Raw genomic sequence first — 22991 nt, forward strand, 5'->3', positions numbered from 1 at the left:
ATTCCCGCAATATATTACGGGATCGCTTTTTCATAACGGCTGAGCGCCATGGACAGGGCCGCCTTTGCCCAGTTCAGGGGAACGATCGGCGACGGGAGCAGGTACCGCCGTCCATTGATCTCAACGGTATTGATGCTCTCCGGCGGCAGGAGCGGCGGCACCGCCCGTCCATCGGCGGCAATCAGGGGTTCTCCGCCGGCGCCCGTGCCGGTCAGCTGTCCCAGGGCCCGCTTCAGATGGATCGCGGCCAGATACAGATCCTCCTTTTTCCGGACCGGATCTTCCGTAACGGCGGCGAGATGGAGGCGGGCCAGGACCAGGAGACTGTCGAAGAACCACTGGGCCTCGGTACCGGGCATGAAGTCCTTAAATCGTGCGAGAAAGAGGTCCTGCGATGAGGCATCACCCGTTTCCGTGACCCCCGCCTTCTTCCCGGCCTTCTTCTGTGGCTTGATCCAGTAATTCCCCGATTGATAGCTGTCGTTCACGTACCGGATGGTCCCCGCCGGCCTCTTCAGTGTTTCGATGATGGCAAGGACCTGCCGCAGGTCCCCCTCGGCAAGGCCTTCCAGGGGGGACGGGACGATGAGCGTCACCAGATAGGCATCGGCCCGCCGGAATCGCACATCGCAGGGATCATAATCGGGAGACTCCCCTCCCAGGGCGAGCTGGCGTTTCACCCGTTTTACGCCTCTCTCTATCAACGCCTCCAGACGGTCTTCCCGCCAGGAACCCCGCAGCGGATCAACGGCATCCCGGAGGTACGCATGAAATCGTTCCCGAAACGCCCCGGCCTCGCCGCCGGTGTCACCGGAAACGACCAGGACCTTCCATAACTGGAGGGAGCGGGTCACCAGGCCGATACTGGAGGTGTTCCGGCGGTCGATCTCCTCCCAGGCCCCGGCGTCTTCGAAGGTATCGAAACCAATGGCGTCGAAATAGGCTGGGAATCGGACCAGCGGAGCGAACCGCCCGGGGGTCAGGTCATCGGCGGTCACCAGGCCCACGGTGACGGCGTCCGCCAGGGCGATCAGGAATATCCCGTGGGCGTCGTTCTGCCGGTGGTTCCAGGCCTGTGGTTTCCCATCGATGTATACATCGGCAAGGGACGGTGAATTTCCGTTGAACCGGATATGGGGGACCTTCATCTTGTCAGCGGCATGTTCCGGATGGCTGATGATATCGTCAAACCGGCCGACCTGCTGTTTCGTCGCATAGTAGTCCCAGAGAGCAATCAGGAGTTTCCGTGCATCAGCCCTGCGTCGCGGCTCCTCCCGGAGCGCGAAATAGACCCAGGCCGCGTCACGAACCCAGACCGCGTCATACCCTATCTCGCCGGCGGCACCGCCTGCGGAAGGGTCGGCCGCCCGTGCGAACCCCCGCGGTGTCAGTTGAATATCCAGGGCCGGCGCCAGCCTTTCCTGAATTTCCCCGATCAGCCTCCGGTCAAGGGTTTCGGTGACCCATCCGGCGACGGTGGGATGAAAAACCGTTATGAACTCACCCTCCGGCGCGAGGACACAGCGGCCGGCCCGGTGTTTCGACACATATTTTCTGACTTTCATATAATCCTTTTCCCTTTCCTGATCGGACGCATCATCCCCGAAGGCACCGGTCATACCGAAAATGCCAAGAAGAACCACACAGGCCATACCAAGAAAAAAACGGGGACGCCTTTTCATTCGCTCCTCCCTTCACCACCATCCGTATCGGTCCCTTCCCGCGCACTGTCCACTCCGCCACCGGTTCTTTCATCTTTCTTAAGACCGGCGTCCCAGCGAAAAACCCTGAGGTTCACGCCCAGATCGAGATCGGTCCTCAGTCTCGCGAGTTCCCTTGAGATCCGGGCGTCTTCAGCGTGGGCATGAAGCATCTCACCCGTTTTCCCGGGAACGGTATGGGCAACGGCCAGTATATCTTCGAGCGGGCCGATCTCATTGAGGAGGCGTGCCGCCGTCTTCGGGCCCACGGAGGGGACGCCGGGGATCGCATTCGTCGAATCGCCGGTCAACGCAATGAGATCAACGAACTGTTCAGGGGTAACACCATATTTTTCCCGAACATGCTCATGGTCCAGGGTCCGCTTGTTGAAATGGTCCCTCAGGACGATGCGCTCCGAGAGCAACTGCATGAACATGCGGTCCGTGGACAGGATGACGACCCGGTTGTCGTGCCGTGCCGTTTTCACTGCAAGGGTGGCGATGATATCATCGGCCTCGATGGCCGGAAATCGCAGGCAGGACACGCCGTGCTCCTCAAAGGCGATCTCAAAGAGCCGGAGGTTCGCCCGCAGCGCTCCCGGCATGGGCTCACGGCCCTCCTTATACCGCGGATACACGTCATGACGCCAGCTCCGCTCATCACTGTCGAACACGCAGACGGCATGGGTCGGCCGGCACTCCCTGAGCGCCCGTTCAAGGGACTGCACGGCTGCGGTCAGGGCGCTTTCTGCCTTATCCGGCCCCTCTTCCGCGGGCTGCGCCGCGTAGACGCGCCGGATAAGGTTCAACCCGTCAACCAGCAGGAATGTGATGTCCATACTCACGTACCGGGGAAATATAATTTTCAGTATGATAGGACAAGGGCGGGAAAATTGGAAGGTCTATTCACCGGCGTGAATATGTTTCATTGCCGGAATAATGACAGGGGTATGTATTCCGGCACGGGCATGGAGACCCGCCCGTGCCGGGGCAACCGTATTAGAGGCATATCAGGCTCTGTCGTACGTGAGCCGGGTCAGGGTTTTCCATTACATGACCAGTCCGGCGGTACCGTTCTCCGCCGCGTAGGGAGGAACAACGACGGTGACGCGGGTCCCCACGCCGGGCTCTGATTCGAGCCCCATGCGACCGCCGACCCTTCTGATTTGGTCATGCAGGTCCAGCAGATGGTAGGTCGTTGAGCAGGCCATGAGAGAGTCCCGGTTCGACACATCAAATCCCCTGCCGTCATCCTGGACGCTGATCTCCACGTCCTTTCCATGACGGGCAAGGGAGATCAGGATGTTTCGCGTATCGCCCCGTTCATAGATGTACGACAGCATCTCCCTGACGAAGTCGAACAGGAGATAGTTGATATCCTTACCCGTCTCCAGGGTCCTGCAGCCGCCCCTGACCTCCACGGTGATGCCGCTCTGTTCCCCGCATGTTTCGGCCAGCCACGAAAGCCCCGCCTTGATGGAAGGGAAAAAGTGATTATAGATATTGCTCATTTCCCGAGACCGGTAGCCCTGGTTGAGGTTCAGAACGCCCTCGAACCCCCGGGCTTTTTGTAATGTCTTGAATCGTTCCATGTCATGACACCTCCCTGTGTGCCCTCACGGCACACCATACGTCTATGGTTGCACTTTATCCTTTTTTGAAACAACCGCCATCGGGAGAACCCTGATTCTGGAGGGGGGAATTCCTGATTTTGGGGAGATGGTCAGGGGGGGAATCACGAATCACGTTGCCTTCCCCTGCCGTCTTTGCTACCCTGCCGGCATGACAAGGAGTATTGACAATATTTCCTGACAGTTTACAATAGCAACCTGTTTCACTTTCATGAACACGGACCGGCGGGGTAACCGGTTCCGCACCCAAAGGAGGGTCTCAATGTTTGAAAAAATACTGTTCCCCACTGATTTTTCCGATGTGTCGAAAAAAGCCTTTGAATCCATCAAGCAACTCAAGGGGGCCGGCACCAGGAAAGTGGTCATTCTTCATGTGATCGACAGCAGATTCTTCGAGGCCGTTTCGTGGCACCCCACGAAAGAGATGGCCGAACTGGAAAAGGACATAATCAAGGAAATTTACGGCGACGTGGAATCCATGAAGAATGAGCTGGAACAGATAGGGATCGAGGTCAAGGTCCGTATCGAAACGGGGGTCCCCTTTTCGAAAATACTCAGGGTGGAGGAAGAAGAAAAAGTGACCGCCATGGTCATCGGCTCACACGGCGTGAGCAATATCGAAGAGATGCTGATGGGATCGGTTTCGGAAAAGGTGATACGCAAGGCAAAGAAACCGGTCCTTGTGGTTAAAAGGTAACAAAATTTCATTGCCTCTTGCGACAAGACATATTATAAGCGCTCATCAATAAGCGTATTCGGCTTCTCGTATTGTCATTTTCTGTGTTTCTGTCGCATTTGTGTTCGTTTCAATCAGAGTAACAAGCGAACGGAGGTCACGGGTGTTGTGCAGCCCTTTGAGACCTTCTGTATAAATAGTATCTGCCATGGAGGAAAAAATGTATCAGCTTGAAAAACCGGACAATCTCGTCGAGTTTCTTGAAGGAAGCGTGAAGCGGTTCCCCGACCGGCCGCTCTTCGGGACGAAAAACAAGGCTGGAGTGTATGAATGGGTCACCTACCGTGAGGTCGGCCGGAGGGTGGACAATCTTCGGGGAGGCCTCGCATCGCTGGGAATCAAAAAAGGTGATGCAGTGGGTATCATCGCCAACAACAGGACGGAATGGGGCATCACCGCCTTTGCCGTCTTCGGGCTCAACGCGCGTTTCATTCCCATGTATGAAGCGGAACTGGAACAGATATGGAAATACATCGTCACCGATGCCGCCATAAAGGTGCTTCTCGTTTCAAAGCCCGAGATCTACGAGAGAGTGAAATACTTCCTCAGGGACATACCGACACTGGAACATATGTACCTCATAGAGGGTGACGGCGACGACAGCATGGCCGCGCTGGAGAAGATCGGAGAAAAAAATCCCGTCCCGGCCGTGCATCCCGATCCCGAAGATATCGCCGTTCTCATATACACCTCGGGAACAACGGGCGACCCGAAGGGTGTCCTGCTGTCGCACGGCAACATGACCAGCAATTCCCACGCCGGCCGCAAGAGCTATCACGAGATCAACAATTTCGACGGCGGACGGGTCCTCTCCATCCTGCCCTGGGCGCATTCCTACGCTCAGACAGCGGAATTCTACACGATCATCTATCTCGGCGGCTCGATCGGCATCATGGAAAGTGTGGCCACACTGGCCGCTGATATCGCCACCATCAAACCCGTGTGGCTCGTGGCCGTACCCCGGGTATTCAACAAGATCTATGACGGCCTCTGGACGCGGATGAACGAAGAAGGCGGCCTGGCAAAAAAATTATTTGTCATGGGGGTGGAAAGCGCCAGGAAAAAGCGTGAGCTCGCTGAAAAGGGAGCATCCGACTTCATGACGAACCTGAAGTTCGGCATCGCCGACAAGATCGTCTTCAAAAAGATCCGCGACCGGCTCGGCGGCAGGCTGGAAGGGGTCATGACGGCGAGCGCCGCCATGAACGTGGATATTTCTCACTTCTTTTTCGATATCGGCATTCCCATCTACGATTGTTACGGCATGACCGAGACGTCACCGGCGATCACCATGAACCGTTCCGATGATTACCGCATCGGCAGCGTGGGAAAAGCGATCGAAAAGGTAACGGTCGTCATCGATCCATCGGTCGTTGAAGAAGGCGCGACGGACGGAGAGATCATTGCCTACGGCCCAAATGTCATGAAGGGCTATCACAACAAACCGGAGCAGACCCGGGAGGTCATGACCGAAGACGGCGGCGTCAGGACAGGCGACCGGGGCCGCCTCGACAAGGACGGGTTCCTTTACATAACGGGTCGGATCAAGGAGCAATACAAGCTCGAGAATGGCAAGTTCGTCTTCCCCGCTTCGCTGGAAGAAGATATCCGGCTCGTTACATACGTGGAAAATGCCATGGTCTTTGGAGAGAACAAGCCCTATAATATCTGCCTTATCGTCCCGGATTTTGTGGTACTGAGAAAATACGCCGAGAAGAATGGCCTGCCCACCGATCCGGAGGAAATGATCAGGAATCGGCAGATAACGGACATGATATCCTCTGAGATCATGAAATCCCTCAGTGGGAAGTACGGCGGGTACGAGATACCGAAGAAATTCGTCTACATAACGGACAATTTCACGCTCGAGAACGGCATGCTCACCCAGACGCTGAAGTTGAAACGGCGTGCCGTGGTGACCAAGTACCAGCCGGTGATCGATTCTCAATACAAAGGGTAGAAAGATGTGAGGAAAACGCAACGGAAGGAGCACGGATCATGATCTACAATGAAGAATTTGAAACCCTCCCCCGGGAAGCCCTTGAAGCTCTTCAGCTCAAACGCCTGAAAAACGTCGTCGAGCGCGTCTATCACACGGTCGGATTTTACCGCAAGGCCTTCGACAATGCCGGCGTGACCCCCGATAACATCGAAACCCTTGAAGATATCAGGAAACTGCCCTTTACCACGAAACAGGACCTGAAAGACAACTACCCCTTCGGCATGTTCGCGGTACCGATGAGCAACGTGGTCCGTCTCCATGCCTCGTCGGGGACGACGGGCAAACCGACCGTGGTGGGTTACACCCAGCGGGACATAGAGACCTGGTCCCGGCTCATGGCACGCTCCTTCGTGGCCGCGGGCCTGACAAAGAACGACATCATACACAATGCTTACGGCTACGGGCTCTTTACAGGCGGCCTCGGGGCCCACTACGGCGCGGAGCTTCTCGGTGCGAGCGTTATCCCCATGTCGGGAGGCAGCACCAAAAAACAGCTACTGATCCTTCAGGATTTCGGGCCGACGGCGATCTGCTGCACCCCCTCCTACGCCCTTTACCTTGCCGAGCAGGGTGAGGAAATGGGGCTCGACATGAAGTCCCTCAACCTCAGGGTCGGCGTTCTCGGCGCCGAACCCTGGAGCGAAAAGATGCGCCGGGAAATAGAGAACCGGCTGGAGATCCTGGCGCTCAATATTTACGGCCTGTCCGAGATCATCGGGCCCGGCGTCGCCATGGAGTGCGCGGAAGGGCGGAACGGCATGCACATCTTTGAAGATCATTTCATCGTCGAGTGTGTCGATCCCGTGACCGGGGAAACCCTTCCCTACGGCGAAGAGGGGGAACTGGTCTTCACGACGCTCACGAAAGAGGCCTTTCCGCTGGTCCGGTACCGCACACGGGACCTCTCCCGGCTTATCCATGAGCCCTGCCGGTGCGGCAGGACGATGCTCAGGATGGCCCGTATCTCGGGGCGAAGCGACGACATGCTGGTGATACGCGGCGTCAATGTCTTTCCCTCGCAGATCGAAAGCGTGCTTCTGGGTATCGAAGGGCTGGAACCGCATTATCAGCTCATAGTTGACCGGCAGGACAAGCTCGACACCCTCGAAATACAGGTGGAGGTCGGGGAAGCCCTCTTTTCCGACGAGGTCCGGTCCCTTCAGCAGCTTGAACGACGCATATCCAAAGATATCAAGGATTATTTAGGTGTTACAGCAGCGGTGAAACTGGTGGGTCCGAAAAGTCTCCAGCGATACGAAGGAAAGGCGGAACGGGTCATCGACAAACGCACCAACGTGTTCAACCACTCATAGGAGGTTGCCCATGAAAGTCAACCAGATATCCATCTTTCTCGAAAACAGGCCGGGCACGCTCGAATATGCCACGAGGGTGCTCAAGGAGGCGGGCATCAACATACGCGCCCTGTCTTTGGCCGACACCTCCGATTTCGGCATACTGAGGCTCATTGTCAACAACATCGACGTTGCGGAAAAGGCGCTTCAGGAGAAAGGGTTCACCGTGCGCAGAACGTCGGTGGTGGCCGTGGAAATTCCCGACCGTCCGGGCGGCCTGCACGGAATCGTTGAGGCAATATCCCGGAAGGGGGTCAATATCGAGTACACCTATGCCTTCGTGGAGCGAAGCGGCGAAAACGCCATCATCATATTCCGGTTCGACAAGACGGAGGAGGCCATCGAAGCGCTCATGGAAAGCGGTTTCACAGTCCTGCCAGGTGAGAAGCTGTATAAACTGTAAATATGGATTGAAGGATTACGGATTACGGATTACGGTGCTCCGGTGAGATTGCCGCGCCGCTTCGTGGCTTGCAATGACGTCAAAACGGATGTAGTTCGCCGATTTATCGGCGTCTTTCATCCTTCTTCGTGTCAGTCCCCAAAAACGCCCGATACATCGGGCAACTACAAAAACGGTTCCCGAATCCCGTTTCACGATTCCCCGGTCCCGAGGAACCCGATCGACCGCAGGAGCTTGACGGTGTTTTTTGATATGGGGACCGTGAGCACTTCATCGGGCGCGAACCACCGGGCCTCCAGGGCGTCGTCGGCCCCCTGCGGTTCACCTGACCGGTAGTGCGCCATCAGATCGATGATGACGTAATGGAACCGGATCCGGCCATCCGGGTCTCTTTCAATAAAATCAAAAGAATATATAGGCTCCCCCGCTTCGATGATGATGCCCGTCTCTTCCTGTATCTCCCGTTCGGCCGCCTGGGCGAGCGATTCACCGAGGTTCAGGCCGCCGCCCGGAATGGCCCACAATCCCCTGCTGGGAGGCACCCCCCGCCGCACCAGAAGCACCCTGCCATCCTCTATGACCACGGCTCCGACACCCACCCGGGGCATATCGGGATATTCGTTTTTCCGGGACAACCCCTTTTCTCCTTTCACCTTCACCGACGGGCCGCGGCTTCCCCGATCTACAGGAGAGCGGACGCGTCAAGCATGAACTTGCCGACCATTGTTTCGTACGATTCGGGTTCACCGTTGAAGACCCGCTCGATGAATCTGACGTTCCCGCCGTGCTCGACGAAAATGACCGTCGAGGACCGTGTACCGTACCCCTCGGTCCTGACGAAAACGGAAGAAAGGATCCGCTCCCATACAAGACCCACGCCCGTATCGGGAAGGTCCGCATCAGCCGGTTTCGACCGGTCGGCAAGGATGTGGAAGATATCCTCCGGAGACGGTTCTTCACCGCCGGCCATCACCCGGTCAAGCCGTTCCCTGGCAAGCCGCACCTTCGGCCAGGGCGTATCGAGAAAGTGATTGCTCAGGCCGTAGGAACCCGGCCGCAGTTGCGTGACCGAATCCTTCAGATTCGAAAAATAGAAGAAGCCTTCCCTGTTCCCCACTATGATGTTGTACCCGCTGTACCGGTCCGACCGGGCCTTCAGGCGCTCAAGACAGGAAAGCGGATGTTCATCGCCGCAGAGGAAGTCCCGTACCAGGAGCCCCCGTGAGGGCGCCTCCTTTTTCAATCGCGCCAGGTCCCGCACATTGGTCAGCGCCGCGAATCGCCCCCCCGTGGTCATGCCGAGCCAGGTGCCCCCCTCCCTGAGGTCCCGTCCGGCGAACACCCCGGGGTGGTCGGGCCAGAATCCCGCCGGGGCCGACGGCCGTTCATAGAGCTCGTCCCGGTTGGCGGCGACGATCAGGCTGTAGCGTGGATGCGATCTATATGAAATATACAGAATACACACGGTTGTTCTTTCTCCCTGTCGCTCGATCTATCCTCTCATTCTCCGTTCCACTCTGCCAGAGGGCCTACTCCCTTTTTCAAAAGAGAACAAAACCACAGGAGAACTAGGCCAGCTTCTTTTTAACCTCCTCGATAATGCCCGCCATGGTGTCACCGGCGCCCTCGTTGATAAGGACATCGGCACGGTGGTCATAGGGAGTAGGTCCGATATTGATGATGACCAGCGGCGCCCCGGCGTCCTGGGCATAGGAAGGGATAAAGGCCGCCGGCTGGACCACGAGCGAGGAACCGACCACGATAAAGAGATCACAGGTTCGCGTGTGGTATATGGCGGCGTCCACTGTATCGGCCGGAAGGGCCTCGCCGAAAAAGACCACGTCCGGTTTCAGAATACCGCTGCATGTCGCGCAATCCGGTTCGGCGACCCCCGATCTCAGGAGCTCTCTGACCTGGTCCATTGAATACCGCTCGCCGCAATCAACACAACGGGCCCAGAGCATGTTGCCGTGCAGCTCAAAGACGCTGTCGCGGGAATTCCCCGCCCGCTGATGAAGGTCATCGATGTTCTGGGTGATGACGCAACTGAGCTTCCCCAGTTTCTCCAGCTCGACGATGGCACGGTGCGCCCTGTTCGGCTGCACGTCCTGAAACAACCCTTCCTCGATGAGGATCTTCCACTGCTTTCGCCGCGTATCGGCGCTGGTCATGAACTTGTGTATCGTGAAATCATCGGGGTCAAAGCGCGTCCAGATCCCGCCGGGACTTCTGAAATCAGGGATCCCCGACTCCGTGCTGACCCCGGCGCCGGTAAAGACCACGATACGTTCCGACCGCACTATCATATCAGCGACCGCTCGAATCTTCGATCCCACGTCGTTCCCCATTCCAGGCCCCCCTTGAGATATTTGGGAGTCCTATATCACAAAACCGTGCGGGGACACAGGAACTTTTTCCCGTACCGGAAAGATCAGTGAAATTTGATATTAATCGGAAATAAGGATAGAGTACTCGAATACCTGCTGAGAGGAAACAACCCGCGAACATGTCCGATGCCCGTTTTTCCATACCCTTTGCCGTCACCATGCTGGGGATCTCCCATGTCATCACCCAGGTCACGGTGATCCGGGAATTCATCAACGTGTTCACGGGCAATGAGATCGTTATCGGCATCCTCCTCGCTCTCTGGCTTCTCCTCAGCGGCCTCGGCGCCTGGATTGGAAAAGCCTTCAGGACCACTTCTTCACAGATGCTCGTCTTTCGCGCCTCCCTGTTTCTGGCTGCCTTTCTCCCGATCCTGCACATCATCGCCATCCGTTCTCTCAGGGACATCCTCTTCGTCAGGGGAGAACTGCCCGGCGTGGGCCCCCTGATCATATGGGCGGCGATCCTGCTTCTCCCTTACTGTGTCATCACGGGCGGGCTGCTCACGATTGCGTGCAGCATCACACCCGTGAAGGGCCTGCAGTCACGGAGTATCGGCGAGGTGTATTACTTCGACAACATCGGAGATATCGCCGGAGGATTGCTGTTCACCTTCGTCCTTGTCCATTTCTTTCAGAACCTTGGAATTCTCTATGTGCCGGCCCTGCTCTGCCTCGCTGCCTTCGCCCTGCTTCCGCCGGTTCGGCCGGGCAGCAGAGCGGGCGCCGCGATGGGCCTTGCCGGCATGGTTCTCGTGGTCGTCTTCTTTCTTCTTTCCCTGGACCGGCTGTCGATCCAGTGGCTCTATCCAGAGCAGAGGATCATCGACTACGCCGAATCCCCTTACGGACGGCTGGTGGTGACAAAGAACCGCGACCAGGTATCGTTCTTCGAAAACGGGGAACACCTCTTTTCGACCCCCAATATTCTGGACGCCGAGGAACTGGTCCACTTCGCCCTTCCCCAGCTCGAACGGGTCCGTTCGGTCCTGCTTATCTCGGGTGGTATGGGGGGCACCATAGAAGAGATCATGAAATACGATCCGCAGCAGATCGATTACGTGGAACTTGACCCCGCCGTCATCAAAGCGGGCATGGCGTATCTCGACCGTGATTTTCCACCGTCCGTCAAGATACATCCCGGCGACGGCAGAAAATTCATCGAGGACAGCCGGCGCACTTACGATGCGCTCATCATGGACCTCCCGGACCCGGTGTCACTTCAGATCAACCGCTTTTACACGGTGGATTTCTTCAGAACGGCCCGCTCGATCATCCGTCCCGGCGGCATCGTCTGTTTCGCCGTCACCGGGGCCGAAAACTATATCAGCCCCGAGCAGGCGGACCTGCTTTCGACGCTTTGCAATTCGCTCGAACGGGTCTTTGAGTTCGTCCTCATCATTCCCGGCGAGCGGAACATATTCATCGCCGCAGACCGTCCCCTGTCCGCCGGGGTGGGGCCGCTCCTGGCGGCGCGGAATATCGAGACCGTCTTTATCAACGATAACTACCTGCAGGGCCGGGTAACCCCGGAACGAACCGCCTTTCTCCGGGAAAGCCTCCATGAAGAAGCACCGGTGAACCATGATTTCCGTCCCGCCGCCTACCTCTCGGCGATACGCGTCTGGCTTAGCAGGTTCCAGGAAGATTACCGGTACCCGATCATTGCCGTCTCGATCTTCATGCTCATCTATTTCATTACGATCGACCTCATAGGGAAGACTATCTTTTTTTCGGGCCTGACCGCTTCATCCATGGAGGTCATCATCCTGCTGACCTTTCAGATAGTCCAGGGCAGTCTCTACCGGGCGATAGGACTGATCATCGCCGCCTTCATGGCCGGCCTCGCCGTAGGAAGTTACACGGCGAACCGGGCACCCGCCGCGGGACGGAGGGCTCTTGTAACGATCGAGCTTGCCGCGGTGCTGTACCTGGTCCTTTTCGCGACCCTGCCGGCCGGCTTGTCGTTCCTGCCGGGACCATTCACACTGACACTTTTCGCTTTCGTCGCCGGCGCTCTCACGGGAGCTGAATTCCCCATAGCCGGAAGGATCACCTACTCGACACCGCCCGTGACGGCAGGGTCCCTGTATGCCGCGGACCTTTTTGGAGGCAGTTGCGGTGCCTTCGCGACGACGCTCTTTCTGATACCCCTCTGGGGTGTCATGAACACCTGCCTGTTTTTGGCGGGCTGCAAGATATTGATTGTGGCGGCCCTCCTTGCTACAATGCGCGGACGAAGGTAATTCACCGAGAGGCACGCACAGCATGGGATTTCCCCTTGATGCATCATACTCCCTGAGCCGCCGGGCGCTGCTCCGGGCGGGACTGGCCGGAGCGCTGACACTGTCGCCCCTCGAGATCCTTGCGAAAAATCTCTTCGCCGGCGAAAAGAACGTCAAGACCATCACCCTCGACGACGCCCCGGAACACCTCTGGAAGTGGTCCCGCGAGGTCTACTATTGGGAAAAGCTCGAGTCGGGATATGTCCGGTGCCTGACCTGTCCCAACACCTGTCTCCTTCCCCCCGACGCCCGCAGCCGATGCAGATCACACGTGAACAAGGGGGGAACGCTCTACACCCTGGTATATGGAAATCCCTGCGCCGTTCATATCGATCCCATTGAAAAAAAACCACTCTATCATTTTCTTCCCGAAACAACGGCATTTTCCGTGGCCGCAACGGGATGCAGCTTCCACTGCCTGAATTGCCAGAACTGGGAAATATCGCAGGTAAAGCCGGAGCAGGTCAGGTTCGTCGAGATGTTCCCCGCGGCGGTCATTCGCAACGCCCGCGAGGCGGGCTGTCGCTCCATCGCCTATACCTACGCCGAGGCAACCACCTTTTTCGAGTACATGATCGATACCTGCCGGGCCGCCCGCGAAGCAGGGGTCAGGAACGTCTGGGTTACGAACGGGTACATCAATGAGAAACCCCTTCGGGAGCTCTGCGGCTGCCTTGACGGTGCCAATGTGGATGTCAAGAGTTTTTCCGAATCCACTTACGCCAGCCTCAACGCGGGGCGGCTGGCGCCGGTCCTCAGGACCCTCGAAATACTGAAGGACCGGGGGGTCTGGTTTGAAATGACAGCCCTGATCGTTCCCACCTATACGGACGATCCGGACATGGTCAAAAAGATGTGTCACTGGATCCTGGAACACCTGGGGCCCGATCATCCCCTTCACTTTTCCCGGTTCTTTCCCCGGTACAAGCTGACCCACCTGGCACCGACACCCGTGTCGTTCCTTGAGGAATCACGAAGGACGGCGATGAGCATGGGTCTTCACTATGTGTACGTGGGGAATGTTCCGCCGGGGGAATCAAGCAACACTTACTGTCCCGGCTGCAAGACCCTTCTCATCGAGCGGGTCGGGTACACCATAACGAAAAACCGGATTACGAAGGGCACCTGTCCGGACTGCGGGGAAAAGATCGCCGGCCTCTGGAGTTGACGGGCCGCCGTTCATATCCCTTTTCAAGAACAGGCTTTCGAGCCCCGGTCACTTGAAGCCGTATTTCTTCAATTTGTACCGCAGTGCCCGCTCCGTTATCCCCAGGATACGGGCCGCCCGTGACTGGTTGTCCCCCGCCTCATCGAGGGCACGGCGGATCATGGCGTGTTCAAGCCGTTCGATGGAATCCTTCAGGGTGTCCCCCCGGCGGCCCCGTTCCGGGCCTCGTGTCCGTATCTCGGTAAAGGGGAGGTCCTGTATGGAAATGATGGGGTCCCGGGCTATCACCGCGGCCCGTTCGATGATATTTTCCAGTTCCCGCACGTTGCCGGGATAATCGTACTTGAGCAGCAGGTCCATTGCTTCGCTGCTGATCCCCTGGATCTCCTTTTCGTTCTCGGAAGAAAAGCGGTCGATGAAGTGCTCTACAAGGAGGGGGATATCCTCTTTGCGCTCGCGCAGGGGCGGGATATCCATGACCACGACGTTGAGACGATAGAAAAGGTCGTCCCGGAACGTGCCGCTTTTCACCCGTTCCTCGAGGTTACGGTTTGTGGCGGAAATGATCCGCACATCGGACCTGATCGTCTGATTTCCACCCAGGCGCTGGAACTCCCGTTCCTGGAGAAACCGCAGCAACTTCACCTGCACCGGCTGCGAAAGTTCCCCGACTTCATCGAGAAAGAGCGAACCGCCGTCGGCTTCCTCGAATCTCCCGATGCGCCGGTGTGCGGCCCCCGTGAAGGCCCCCCTTTCATGACCGAAGAGCTCGCTTTCGAGGAGCGTTTCCGGGAGGGCGCTGCAGTTGACCACCATGAGGGGTTTCCCCGAACGGGGGCTCGTGGCATGAATCAGACGCGCGAACAACTCCTTTCCCGTTCCGCTCTCGCCCTGGATCAGGACGGTCGCGCGGCTCGAAGCTATCCGCCCGGCCATGTTGACCAGTTCCTGCATCCGGGGACTCTCATAGATGATCCGGTCCGTGAAAAGTCCCTTCTTCCAGAGTTTCTCCCGAAGGATCTCGTTTTCCCTGACGAGAACGCGCCGTTCCGAAATGCGGTTGATCAGGATCAGGAGCTCCTCGAGATCAACGGGCTTGGTAATATAGTCAACGGCCCCCGCTTTCATGGCATCCACGGCCGTTTCGATGGTCCCGTACGCCGTCATCATCACGATGTCGATCTCCGGATTGATGCCCTTGACCTTCCTGAGCACTCCCAGGCCGTCGAGGCCCGGCATTTTATAATCAAGGAGGATCAGATCGAAATGGCCGTCCATGATCCGGCTCACCGCCTCATCCCCGCTTCCGGCCTCCGCAACGTCATGGCCTTCCTGTTCGAGAAAATCACGCAGCATTTCCCGTTGCGTCTCGCCGTCTTCCGCTATCAGAATGTTCAACCGTTTCGCCATAGGGAATCCCCTTCCGAACAAATTCACGCAGCCTGAACGGGCAGCAGGATCTCAACGGTCGTGCCCGCGTTAATGGCACTGGTTATCCTGATCTCTCCCTGGTGCCCGCGAATGATCTCGTGGGCCAGGGGCAGCCCCAGCCCCAGCCCTTTTTCCTTTGTCGTAAATTCCGGACTGAACGCCTTTTCGAGTTCCTCCGCCGTCAGCCCCGTTCCTGTATCCGATATCCTGATACGGACCCGATCCTTTCCGTCAGGCTCGATATTCACCGTTATCACGCCCTCACCGGGAATCGATTCCATGGCGTTCTTGAAGAGATTGAAGAGAGCCTGCTTCATCTTGTCCATGTCCATGGCGACCATGGCATTATCGTCGTTCATCTGGGTCCGTATGACGATCCCCCGAGTCTTCGCTTCATCCTCCATGAGATCGAGTGTCTTCTGGATGACAAAGGCGATGGAGTGATCGCTGAGCTCCAGGCGGCGGCTTTTGAAAAACGTGGCGAATTCCTCGACGATGCCGTTCAGTCTCCTGATCTCATCACGAACGATTCCCGTGATCCGGTAAAATCCTTTTTGCCGGTCCTCGTCGCCGGGAACATACTCGCGCTGGATCCGCTGGCTGGCCATGCTGATCGCATTGAGGGGATTGCGGATCTCGTGGGCAAGCCCTGCCGCCAGTTGGCCCAGGGCCGAGAGGCGCTCCGCCTGCCGGAGCCGTGTTTCCATCTCCTCCACCCGCGCCGCGTGGCGTTTCTGATTTCGATAGAGGGCCCAAGTGGAAAGGACGCCGATCACCATGATGAATATCATGGAAGTGATCATCCGGTTCCGGTTCTCGGCGAGGATCATGTCGCTCCGCTCCCGGTCAAGGCCCAAGCGCGCAAAGGCGACCATGCCGCCATCCTCGATGCTCAAGGGAAGGATAATCTCGAGCAACCGCCGGTCGCGGAAAAGGATCTTCCGGCTTGCCTTCGGCAGTTTTCCCGTCAGCACGTCAAGAGACACCGGATCAAGCACTTCCACATTCTCGGGAACGTCGCCGGCACGGCCGATGACCTTTCCCTGCCCGTCCATGACGAGCAGAAAGGAGAGACCCTGCCCCCATCCCACTTCATCGATGGCCTTTCTGATGGCGATCTTCGTGCTCCAGTACCGAAGCCCCTTGTCATCAAGGGCGATAACGATCGTTCCACTCCCATCCTTTCGCCGCAGGGCAATATATCCCACTTCGTCAAGTTCTCCGAACCGGTTGAAGAGATTGATATTGACCTCGTCGCGGAGGATGTCCCCGCCAACGGCAGAGGAGGGCGCGATATCTTCCAGGAACTCCCGGCTCTTGAACAGTATTTTCCCTTCTTCGTCAAGAACGGCGATCAGCCAGAGATTCTCCCTCCTGGCGATCTCAATCAGGTCCTTTTCCTTCAGGAGTTCCTGTTTCCAGCGGAGATCGATCTCACGGGCGAGCGCCACGAGGTTCTTCACCAGGGATTCCTGCGGCGAAAAGGCCTTGTCACTGAGGGGGACAAAGGCGTCCTCGTCGCCCTGGTCCTCTTTCAGGGTTTGATAGAGATAGCTCAGGTTTTCCTTCGCCACGTTCTCGATGGTCGACACGATATCGATCCCCCGGTTCTCCATGATGCCCACCAGGGACTTGTCAAGGCGCCCCAGGTCCATGAGCCCCATGAACAATATGAGGATAATAAATATCACCATGACCAGGGCCACCGTCAGGGGCTGCAGCAGATTTTTCATCCGCCCCGGCGATTCCCCGTCACGGAATACTATGTTCCGGTCACCCTTCATTTCCACTCCCTTTTCAGGGTGGAATCCTGATCGATACACCACACCCGTACCTGCTGGGGTGTCAATACATGTCTGATCTCGATCTGATACTCGAGGACCAATTCCTCGAACCGCGCGTTCAGCAACTCGATGTCCCGACCTTTCTCCCGGATCGTTTCAACATCAGCGGCGGGATCGTTCAGAATCGCCGTCAGTTCTATGCGTTTTGCCAGGAGCTGTTCCCGCAGGCAGAACAATTTTTCCCGATATTTCTCCCGCACGCATTCAATAGCCCTGCTTTGCTCGCTGCCCAGCTCCATCTCACCCAGGGGGACGCACTTTTTCTCGACAACTTTCGGATACTCCCGGGCGGCATCGCCCGTTGACTCCTGAGCACATAAAAAAGGGGGATACAAGAGAAAAAGAGAAAGAAAAATAACCGTCGTGATGATGTGTTTCATCGGAATGACCACCTGGAAAAGCCATGACGGCTCGGTTTTTGCGTGATCTTTTTTTGCAGGTACCATATCACACTTTGCTTAATTACAATAGGTTGAAAAAAGAGAGGATTATGCCACGAAGGGGAACGAGTTCGACAATTTTGTCGAGCCTGCCGGGACTCTGTGGTAACCATGCAAGTATTTGCTATTATTGATATTAAAGCAAACCGACCGCACCGGTTCGACCTTTTTTTCCGGTATGTTCGGGGCGGCGGTCACGGTCCTGCCAATAAATAGCAGTCCTTTCAAATGGTTAATAAAATCATATACCCTGGCACGGATAATGCATCATTATATAATGCCGTAAGCCAGAACCTTCCTCCTAAGTATCTGGCTTAAACCCGAGAGCCGGCCGATCATTCAAATTGTCTCCGCACGAACAGTGCGTGGAGCGGAAGATGTGAACGCCAGAACCAGCCGACGAACAAACATGGAGTTCATATTCTTCTCCGACGGAACCGAATAAGGATGATTGGCCGGTTATAAAACCTCCAAGGGGAGGCTCAAAGCCTCCCCTTCCCTGTTTCTGATCCCCTGAAAAATACGGACCCCAAGCGGTCGGACAGCTTCGCAAAAGCTCCATCTTAAATAATCCAAAATAATCTTGACAGGGCCGGACAGGGCGGTTAAAGAATACGACATTTGCAGGGCTGCGTTCAGAGGTAAAATTGAGACGATCACACATTCACTCAGGGGAATCGAGACCATCACGCTAAAAAAGGAGACATCAATGAAAACGAGGATCACAGAGAGTTTCGGCATTAAATATCCTATCATGCTCTCCGGTATGAGCTGGATCAGTGTGCCGGAAATGGTGGCCGCCGTGTCCAACGCGGGCGGTCTGGGCCTCCTGGCGACAGGAGTGTTAAAAGCAAATGAAACGCGTGAGGCTATCAAGAAAATACGAAAGCTGACCGACAAGCCTTTCGGTGCTAACGCCACCCTTCTCTTTCCCGGTGCCAAAGAAAACGCCAAGATCCTTCTGGAGGAAAAAGTGCCGGTGATCAATTTTTCCCTCGGCAAGGGGGACTGGATCGCCGAGGCGGCCCATAAATACGGCGGAAAGGTGATCGCTACCGTCGTCACCGAAAAACATGCCATGGCCGCGGAGAAACAGGGTTGTGACGGTCTTGTCGTAACGGGCCATGAAGCGGCGGCTCACGGAGGCGATGCCACATCGCTCGTCCTGGTTCCCACCATTGCCGATGTGGTCAATATCCCCATAATCGCCGCCGGCGGTTTTGCCGATGGAAGGGGACTGGCTGCGGCCCTTGCCCTGGGTGCCGACGGGATCTCCATGGGAACCCGGCTGATGTCGACGAAGGAAAGCCCCCTGCATGAAAACTACAAAAAGCTTGCCGTTGAAAAGGGAGCCGACGACACCATTTACGGTCCCTATTTCGATGGACTCGGGTGTCGTTCACTGAAAACACCGGCAGCGATCAAGGCATACCGGAAGGGGCCCCTCGGCCTGCCGAATTTCTTCACCGCGCTGCCGAATTCGAAGCGGATCGCATCGATGCTCGGGTTACCCTACTTAAAGGTTTTCCTGGGTATCCTTTTCGCCGGCCCGAAGATCAGCATCCAGCTTGCCTACATGGCGAACGCCTTCAAGGCGATCTCCCTGGCCACCGAGGACGGCGACATAAAGAGAGGTGTCCTTACCGTCGGGCAGTCCACGGGACTCGTTCACGACATCCCCACCGTGGCGGAAGTCATCGAGCGGGTCGTCAAGGAAGCCGAAGAAGTGCAGGCGAAGGTATCGAAAACGATCACCGCCTAACTCATCTCAACCGTTCCAGAAAAAAATTCAGGGGCGCTCATCGGGCGCCCCTTTTGTTTTCCATTCATCAGGTTCAACGGCACCGGGGGGTCACTCCTCCTGTTTCCTGTTGAAGAGCGGTTCGATATATTCCCTTCCCGGTATCAGCTTCAGGGGATCCGTCAGGATATCGATGGGAACCTCGAGAGCTCTGTTGATGATGCCCACGAGGGGTTTTGAGATCGTGGCGACCGGGGCGGGGGCGACCTCGGGATTGTCAAAATCGCCGGTCATCTTGAGATAGACGACCAGAAGTCTTCCATCGGCACCGGTGATGATCCGTCCCACCAGGGGTATCAGATTTATCGTCCGATCCAGGGTCTCCAGCGGTTTCACACCGACGACGGCATCGATCGTTTTCTTCTTCATGGAATAGGAACCCAGCGCCGACATCTGGAGTGAATTGCTGTCGAAGTAAAAATCGTCGAACCCTATGATCCCGTCCTTGATATCGAAGGTGGACGTGATCCTGGTGTAGGGGAACCCCTGGTTCAGGAGATCGAGCTCTCCGGTCCGGTAGATCTTGTATACATTCAGAACTGAAAATATCTTTGAGATGACCGAATATTTCATTATCCGGCCGTTCTTTGCCTTGAACTTCAGCGTGCCATTGAGGGAATCGGCCTTCCCCTGGATATGGCCTTCGCAGTTCATCAGCCCGTCGATCGTCGTGGTATCCGGGGAAAAGGCCTGCAGGAAATCTTTGATATTCGCGTTCTGGATAAAGATCGTCAGGTCTATCTCCGGCGACTGCCCCTCCGCAAGGAAGAGGGAACCGGCGGCACTCCCCGAGGGAACCCGCATGACAGCATCATCGAATCGAAGTGTTTCATTTTCCAGGGTCATCCGAGCCGTCGCCTCCTCAACGGGAAAACCATACAGGGAAATGCGATTCACCGTCAGGTCCGCCTCAGCCGTAAAATCGCCCGGAAGTTCAAGGGCTTGAGCTTCACCCGCTTTCAGGATGATATCATCAATGTACAGGCTCCCGGCAAAGTGCATCGGTTTCGCCAGGGCAAGGGTCCCCGCCGCGACAAGGTCCATCTCACCGTACCCGACGCTGAGTTCCTCGGTTGATACGGAATCGCCCGCCATCCGAAGGGCGCCGTTGATCGTCAGGGGGGTTTCCTTATAAATGACGGAAACGTCATTACAGGTCATATCCCCGGTAAGGGTCACCCTGTCGTTCCAGGTCGCCGTGAAATCACCTTCAACCAGCCCCTGCATTGTCTTTTCACTGCCGAGCAACAACCGGGTCTTGACTCGGGCAAGATCGAGGACACCGTCGATATAGGCCTTTCCTTCCGATTCCGTCAACACCGCCGTTACACTGATATCCCCGGGGTACATCGTAAAATTCATGTCCGGTATGTCAACGGTGACCTCCGGCCAGAGAGAGGCCCGTACCGTCCCGGTACCGTCAATGACACCCTGCACCGGTTCATAGGGGATGCCATTCAACTCAATGCCACCCATGGAAAGGCGCACCGATGCCTCAATGTCGGAGCCGTCGCCGGCCCCCTCCATCTCAAGCACCGTGTTGTCGATGAACCGGAAGTGTTCAAGCGGATAGAAGCGGGCCGTTTTCAGATGAAACCGGTACGAGTCGGACACAAGGAAATCATCGAAAACAAGTTTCAGATAATCCAGGGGAATGTCGTTCACATATCCGCTCGATTCGACCGTCAGGGGGTCGGCGAGCTCCGGTTTTTTCAGGGTGGCGTCAAGCCCCCGTATCGCCACGCCCTCCAGGGAAAACGCGCACCCGCTGAGGGTGATCTCCCCCTTGACCCGTGTCGGCTCATCGGAGGGCGTTGGGGAAACCACATGATACTGTGCCCGGATCCGCCCGTTCGCGACATCACCCACGGGAGCCAGGATATCGTGCAGGAACTGCTCTGTCATCGCCGCCCGCCAGGTATCAACATAGTCACCGAGCGCCATGTCTACATCGACATCGACGGTAATGGTCATCACGTCCTTGTGGATATCCACGAAGGCGAAATCGATCTGCTGTACCTGTGATCCTCCCATCCATCCGGAGAGGTTTCTGAAGGCGATGGTGCCATTTGAAAAACTTCCCGTTCCCGTGACGTCACGGATACGCTCGAGACTGAACCCGGAACCGAAACTCTGGCCGTGCAATTCCTGTTCGATGGACAGGTTGTGGTAATAGGTTTCGCCCCGGGTCAGATCACCAACCTTCCCCCGGTAGCGGATCGACGCGAAACGGGTGGTCCCGTCACGGATCTGCTTCGTCAGGAGAAGATCAAGCCATGCGGGGAAAAGGTCCGTGGGGATAAGTTCGACCACCGGCTCGTATTCGAACTCGCTCGACTCCAGATCCACCGACAGATACCCTTCGTCTCCATTCTCGGGATCATCCGGTTCCGTTATGGCACCGCTCCCTCTGATCTCGATCAGCGGGGTCTTCAGGGCTATTGTATCGATAGCGAGCGTCCCGCCCCGCTCATTCATATCGAAGAGGACAAGGACATCGTCGATCCTTCGGCCGCACCAGGGAAGCAGGATATCGTGACCGGTCCCCTTGAAAATCACTCCTGTCCGCCCGCCGCCGACATCAAACACAAGGTAGATGTTCGAGCTGCCCGCCGCCCGGTTGGATACCTGGTCAAGCCGGGCGTCCTGAAGGGTCACACTTCCCTTCCAGGCATCGAAGACATGCCAGGCATTGACGCGGGCGGCACCGCCCAGGGCCTTCATGGTCAGGTTCAGTTCGTCTTCGTCGATATGGCCGCCTACATCATTAAAATCAAGATGATAGGCATCGTCCACCAGCCTGAGGGACAGTCCGCGAATATCGATATCGGGAATATAGACGGTTTCTTCGAGCATGAAGGCCACAAATTCGTCAAAGGGGAGGTCGGCACGGGAATCCTCGATCCTGATGGAGACGGCCCCGGGCCGTCCCAGGAAGAAACGCCAGGGAGATACACGCAGGACAAGGTGCTCGAGCGAAACGTCCACGGGCTCGGGTCCGGTCACGCTGAGGTCATCAAAGGTGAACTGCACAAGGCCCGGATAGTCGATGGAAAGCTTCCCGATGGCGGCATCACCGCCCAGTCTTTCTCGAAGTTCCGTCTCCAGGAACCGTTTCACCCCTTCGGGATGGCGGGAGACATAGTACAGGGACGCTCCCACGGCAATGACAAGGAGCAGGCCGAGGGCGATCACTGCGGCCAGTATCTTGATCAGAATTCGACTCATACTATCCTGTTTCAAAAACGGTCAGGCCCGATGAAGGTGAAGGGCAGCATGAATGTATCGTATCAACGATAAATTCGCACGAAGAAAAAAAGAAGGGGCGCCGGACACAGCCGGCCGCCCCTTTTTTATCCCTGGTGGAGCTGAGGGGAGTCGAACCCCTGGCCTCTTGAATGCCATTCAAGCGCTCTCCCAACTGAGCTACAGCCCCGGAACAATTGTACGCCAATACAGGTGGGCTACGTAACACGGCCATTTACCAGTTGTCAATAAATTTCTTGACAATTGAAGACCCCCTACTATAATCGGTCCCTGCGCCGGAGTGGTGAAATTGGTAGACGCAGGGGACTCAAAATCCCCCGGACGCAAGTCCATCTCGGTTCGATTCCGAGCTCCGGCACCATGTGAGAACAAAGAGGGCTTATCAGTTATCAAACACGCCGATAGGCCCTTTTTATTTTTCTGACAAGCTGGTTTTCTCCCACTCTTTTCCCACTTTAGAAAATTCACTCATCAGGTAGGTCACAATTTGCAATCGTCTACAAGAGTCAACGGTAGACTTGAGCCCTTTACTTCTATTTACTTCTGA

General features: G+C 56.6%; 17 protein-coding genes and 2 tRNA genes. 8 read left to right on the top strand and 11 right to left on the bottom strand.

Annotated elements, in window-relative coordinates; genetic code table 11:
* Positions 1-14: 14 nt before the first annotated feature.
* The 3 genes from JXO48_04590 to JXO48_04600 form a co-directional block, all read right to left on the bottom strand.
* Positions 15-1682 (bottom strand): hypothetical protein, encoded by a 1668-nt coding sequence (locus tag JXO48_04590; GenBank protein ID MBN2283150.1) that lies wholly within the window; start codon positions 1680-1682, stop codon positions 15-17.
* Complete coding sequence (gene xni / locus JXO48_04595; protein ID MBN2283151.1) at positions 1679-2539, bottom strand: flap endonuclease Xni; 861 nt, start codon at positions 2537-2539, stop codon at positions 1679-1681. Before xni ends, JXO48_04590 begins: the two co-directional genes overlap by 4 nt.
* Positions 2540-2749: 210 nt before the next feature.
* Positions 2750-3292 carry a hypothetical protein gene (locus JXO48_04600; GenBank protein MBN2283152.1) on the bottom strand — a complete coding sequence of 181 codons (543 nt, stop codon included), beginning with the start codon at positions 3290-3292 and terminating at the stop codon, positions 2750-2752.
* 301 nt (positions 3293-3593) lie between these two features.
* Here JXO48_04600 and JXO48_04605 point away from each other — a divergent pair, with 301 nt between their 5' ends.
* The 4 genes from JXO48_04605 (at position 3594) to JXO48_04620 (ending at position 7824) form a co-directional block, all read left to right on the top strand.
* The gene (locus JXO48_04605) at positions 3594-4028 is read left to right on the top strand and encodes a universal stress protein (protein MBN2283153.1); all 435 of its coding nucleotides are present in this window, start codon (positions 3594-3596) and stop codon (positions 4026-4028) included.
* A 199-nt stretch (positions 4029-4227) separates the two neighbouring features.
* On the top strand, positions 4228-6027 hold the full coding sequence (locus JXO48_04610) for an AMP-binding protein (GenBank protein MBN2283154.1): 1800 nt from the start codon (positions 4228-4230) through the stop codon (positions 6025-6027).
* A 38-nt stretch (positions 6028-6065) separates the two neighbouring features.
* A complete protein-coding gene (locus JXO48_04615; protein MBN2283155.1) occupies positions 6066-7382 on the top strand; it encodes a phenylacetate--CoA ligase in 1317 nt (438 codons plus the stop codon).
* 10 nt (positions 7383-7392) lie between these two features.
* Complete coding sequence (locus tag JXO48_04620) at positions 7393-7824, top strand: ACT domain-containing protein (GenBank protein MBN2283156.1); 432 nt, start codon at positions 7393-7395, stop codon at positions 7822-7824.
* Positions 7825-8015: 191 nt separating this feature from the next.
* On the opposite strand, the gene JXO48_04625 is transcribed toward JXO48_04620, so the two are convergent.
* The 3 genes from JXO48_04625 to JXO48_04635 form a co-directional block, all read right to left on the bottom strand.
* On the bottom strand, positions 8016-8432 hold the full coding sequence (locus JXO48_04625) for an NUDIX hydrolase (protein ID MBN2283157.1): 417 nt from the start codon (positions 8430-8432) through the stop codon (positions 8016-8018).
* 74 nt (positions 8433-8506) lie between these two features.
* Positions 8507-9289, bottom strand: coding sequence for an NRDE family protein (locus JXO48_04630; protein ID MBN2283158.1), 783 nt, complete (start codon positions 9287-9289; stop codon positions 8507-8509).
* Between the two features lie 103 nt (positions 9290-9392).
* Complete coding sequence (locus JXO48_04635; protein ID MBN2283159.1) at positions 9393-10172, bottom strand: NAD-dependent deacylase; 780 nt, start codon at positions 10170-10172, stop codon at positions 9393-9395.
* A gap of 158 nt (positions 10173-10330) precedes the next feature.
* Here JXO48_04635 and JXO48_04640 point away from each other — a divergent pair, with 158 nt between their 5' ends.
* Both JXO48_04640 and amrS read left to right on the top strand, forming a co-directional pair.
* On the top strand, positions 10331-12454 hold the full coding sequence (locus JXO48_04640; GenBank protein MBN2283160.1) for a fused MFS/spermidine synthase: 2124 nt from the start codon (positions 10331-10333) through the stop codon (positions 12452-12454).
* A gap of 22 nt (positions 12455-12476) precedes the next feature.
* Entirely contained in the window at positions 12477-13661 is a 1185-nt protein-coding gene (gene amrS / locus JXO48_04645) for an AmmeMemoRadiSam system radical SAM enzyme (protein ID MBN2283161.1), read from the top strand.
* Between the two features lie 48 nt (positions 13662-13709).
* Here the strand turns inward: amrS and JXO48_04650 are convergent, their stop codons facing one another.
* The 3 genes from JXO48_04650 to JXO48_04660 are packed head-to-tail and all read right to left on the bottom strand — an operon-like array spanning position 13710 to position 17316.
* Positions 13710-15071, bottom strand: coding sequence for a sigma-54-dependent Fis family transcriptional regulator (locus JXO48_04650; protein ID MBN2283162.1), 1362 nt, complete (start codon positions 15069-15071; stop codon positions 13710-13712).
* 23 nt (positions 15072-15094) lie between these two features.
* Positions 15095-16876, bottom strand: a complete 1782-nt coding sequence (locus JXO48_04655; GenBank protein ID MBN2283163.1) for a hypothetical protein — start codon at positions 16874-16876, stop codon at positions 15095-15097.
* Positions 16873-17316: a hypothetical protein gene (locus tag JXO48_04660; GenBank protein MBN2283164.1), complete on the bottom strand. Its 444-nt coding sequence runs from the start codon at positions 17314-17316 to the stop codon at positions 16873-16875. The genes JXO48_04655 and JXO48_04660 overlap by 4 nt, the downstream gene beginning before the upstream one ends.
* 769 nt (positions 17317-18085) lie before the next feature.
* On the opposite strand from JXO48_04660, the gene JXO48_04665 reads away from it, so the two are divergent.
* Positions 18086-19138, top strand: a complete 1053-nt coding sequence (locus JXO48_04665; GenBank protein ID MBN2283165.1) for a nitronate monooxygenase — start codon at positions 18086-18088, stop codon at positions 19136-19138.
* Between the two features lie 90 nt (positions 19139-19228).
* On the opposite strand, the gene JXO48_04670 is transcribed toward JXO48_04665, so the two are convergent.
* Positions 19229-22405, bottom strand: a complete 3177-nt coding sequence (locus JXO48_04670; protein ID MBN2283166.1) for an AsmA-like C-terminal domain-containing protein — start codon at positions 22403-22405, stop codon at positions 19229-19231.
* A 132-nt stretch (positions 22406-22537) separates the two neighbouring features.
* Positions 22538-22613, bottom strand: a tRNA-Ala gene (locus tag JXO48_04675).
* A 105-nt stretch (positions 22614-22718) separates the two neighbouring features.
* On the opposite strand from JXO48_04675, the gene JXO48_04680 reads away from it, so the two are divergent.
* Positions 22719-22805: transfer RNA gene (locus JXO48_04680), tRNA-Leu, on the top strand.
* The last annotated feature ends 186 nt before the right edge of the window (positions 22806-22991 follow it).

Source organism: Deltaproteobacteria bacterium (assembly GCA_016933965.1).
Lineage (GTDB): Bacteria > Desulfobacterota > Syntrophia > Syntrophales > UBA2210 > JAFGTS01.

What these genes read in the sequence shown, in the direction of transcription:
- JXO48_04610 (MBN2283154.1), top strand. Translation starts at nt 4,228, where the DNA reads ATGTATCAGCTTGAAAAACCGGACAATCTCGTCGAGTTTCTTGAAGGA.
- JXO48_04615 (MBN2283155.1), top strand. Translation starts at nt 6,066, where the DNA reads ATGATCTACAATGAAGAATTTGAAACCCTCCCCCGGGAAGCCCTTGAA.
- JXO48_04625 (MBN2283157.1), bottom strand. Translation starts at nt 8,432, where the DNA reads ATGCCCCGGGTGGGTGTCGGAGCCGTGGTCATAGAGGATGGCAGGGTG.
- JXO48_04665 (MBN2283165.1), top strand. Translation starts at nt 18,086, where the DNA reads ATGAAAACGAGGATCACAGAGAGTTTCGGCATTAAATATCCTATCATG.
- JXO48_04635 (MBN2283159.1), bottom strand. Translation starts at nt 10,172, where the DNA reads ATGGGGAACGACGTGGGATCGAAGATTCGAGCGGTCGCTGATATGATA.
- JXO48_04670 (MBN2283166.1), bottom strand. Translation starts at nt 22,405, where the DNA reads ATGAGTCGAATTCTGATCAAGATACTGGCCGCAGTGATCGCCCTCGGC.
- JXO48_04590 (MBN2283150.1), bottom strand. Translation starts at nt 1,682, where the DNA reads ATGAAAAGGCGTCCCCGTTTTTTTCTTGGTATGGCCTGTGTGGTTCTT.
- JXO48_04655 (MBN2283163.1), bottom strand. Translation starts at nt 16,876, where the DNA reads ATGAAGGGTGACCGGAACATAGTATTCCGTGACGGGGAATCGCCGGGG.
- JXO48_04650 (MBN2283162.1), bottom strand. Translation starts at nt 15,071, where the DNA reads ATGGCGAAACGGTTGAACATTCTGATAGCGGAAGACGGCGAGACGCAA.
- JXO48_04600 (MBN2283152.1), bottom strand. Translation starts at nt 3,292, where the DNA reads ATGGAACGATTCAAGACATTACAAAAAGCCCGGGGGTTCGAGGGCGTT.
- JXO48_04660 (MBN2283164.1), bottom strand. Translation starts at nt 17,316, where the DNA reads ATGAAACACATCATCACGACGGTTATTTTTCTTTCTCTTTTTCTCTTG.
- xni (MBN2283151.1), bottom strand. Translation starts at nt 2,539, where the DNA reads ATGGACATCACATTCCTGCTGGTTGACGGGTTGAACCTTATCCGGCGC.
- JXO48_04605 (MBN2283153.1), top strand. Translation starts at nt 3,594, where the DNA reads ATGTTTGAAAAAATACTGTTCCCCACTGATTTTTCCGATGTGTCGAAA.
- JXO48_04620 (MBN2283156.1), top strand. Translation starts at nt 7,393, where the DNA reads ATGAAAGTCAACCAGATATCCATCTTTCTCGAAAACAGGCCGGGCACG.
- amrS (MBN2283161.1), top strand. Translation starts at nt 12,477, where the DNA reads ATGGGATTTCCCCTTGATGCATCATACTCCCTGAGCCGCCGGGCGCTG.
- JXO48_04640 (MBN2283160.1), top strand. Translation starts at nt 10,331, where the DNA reads ATGTCCGATGCCCGTTTTTCCATACCCTTTGCCGTCACCATGCTGGGG.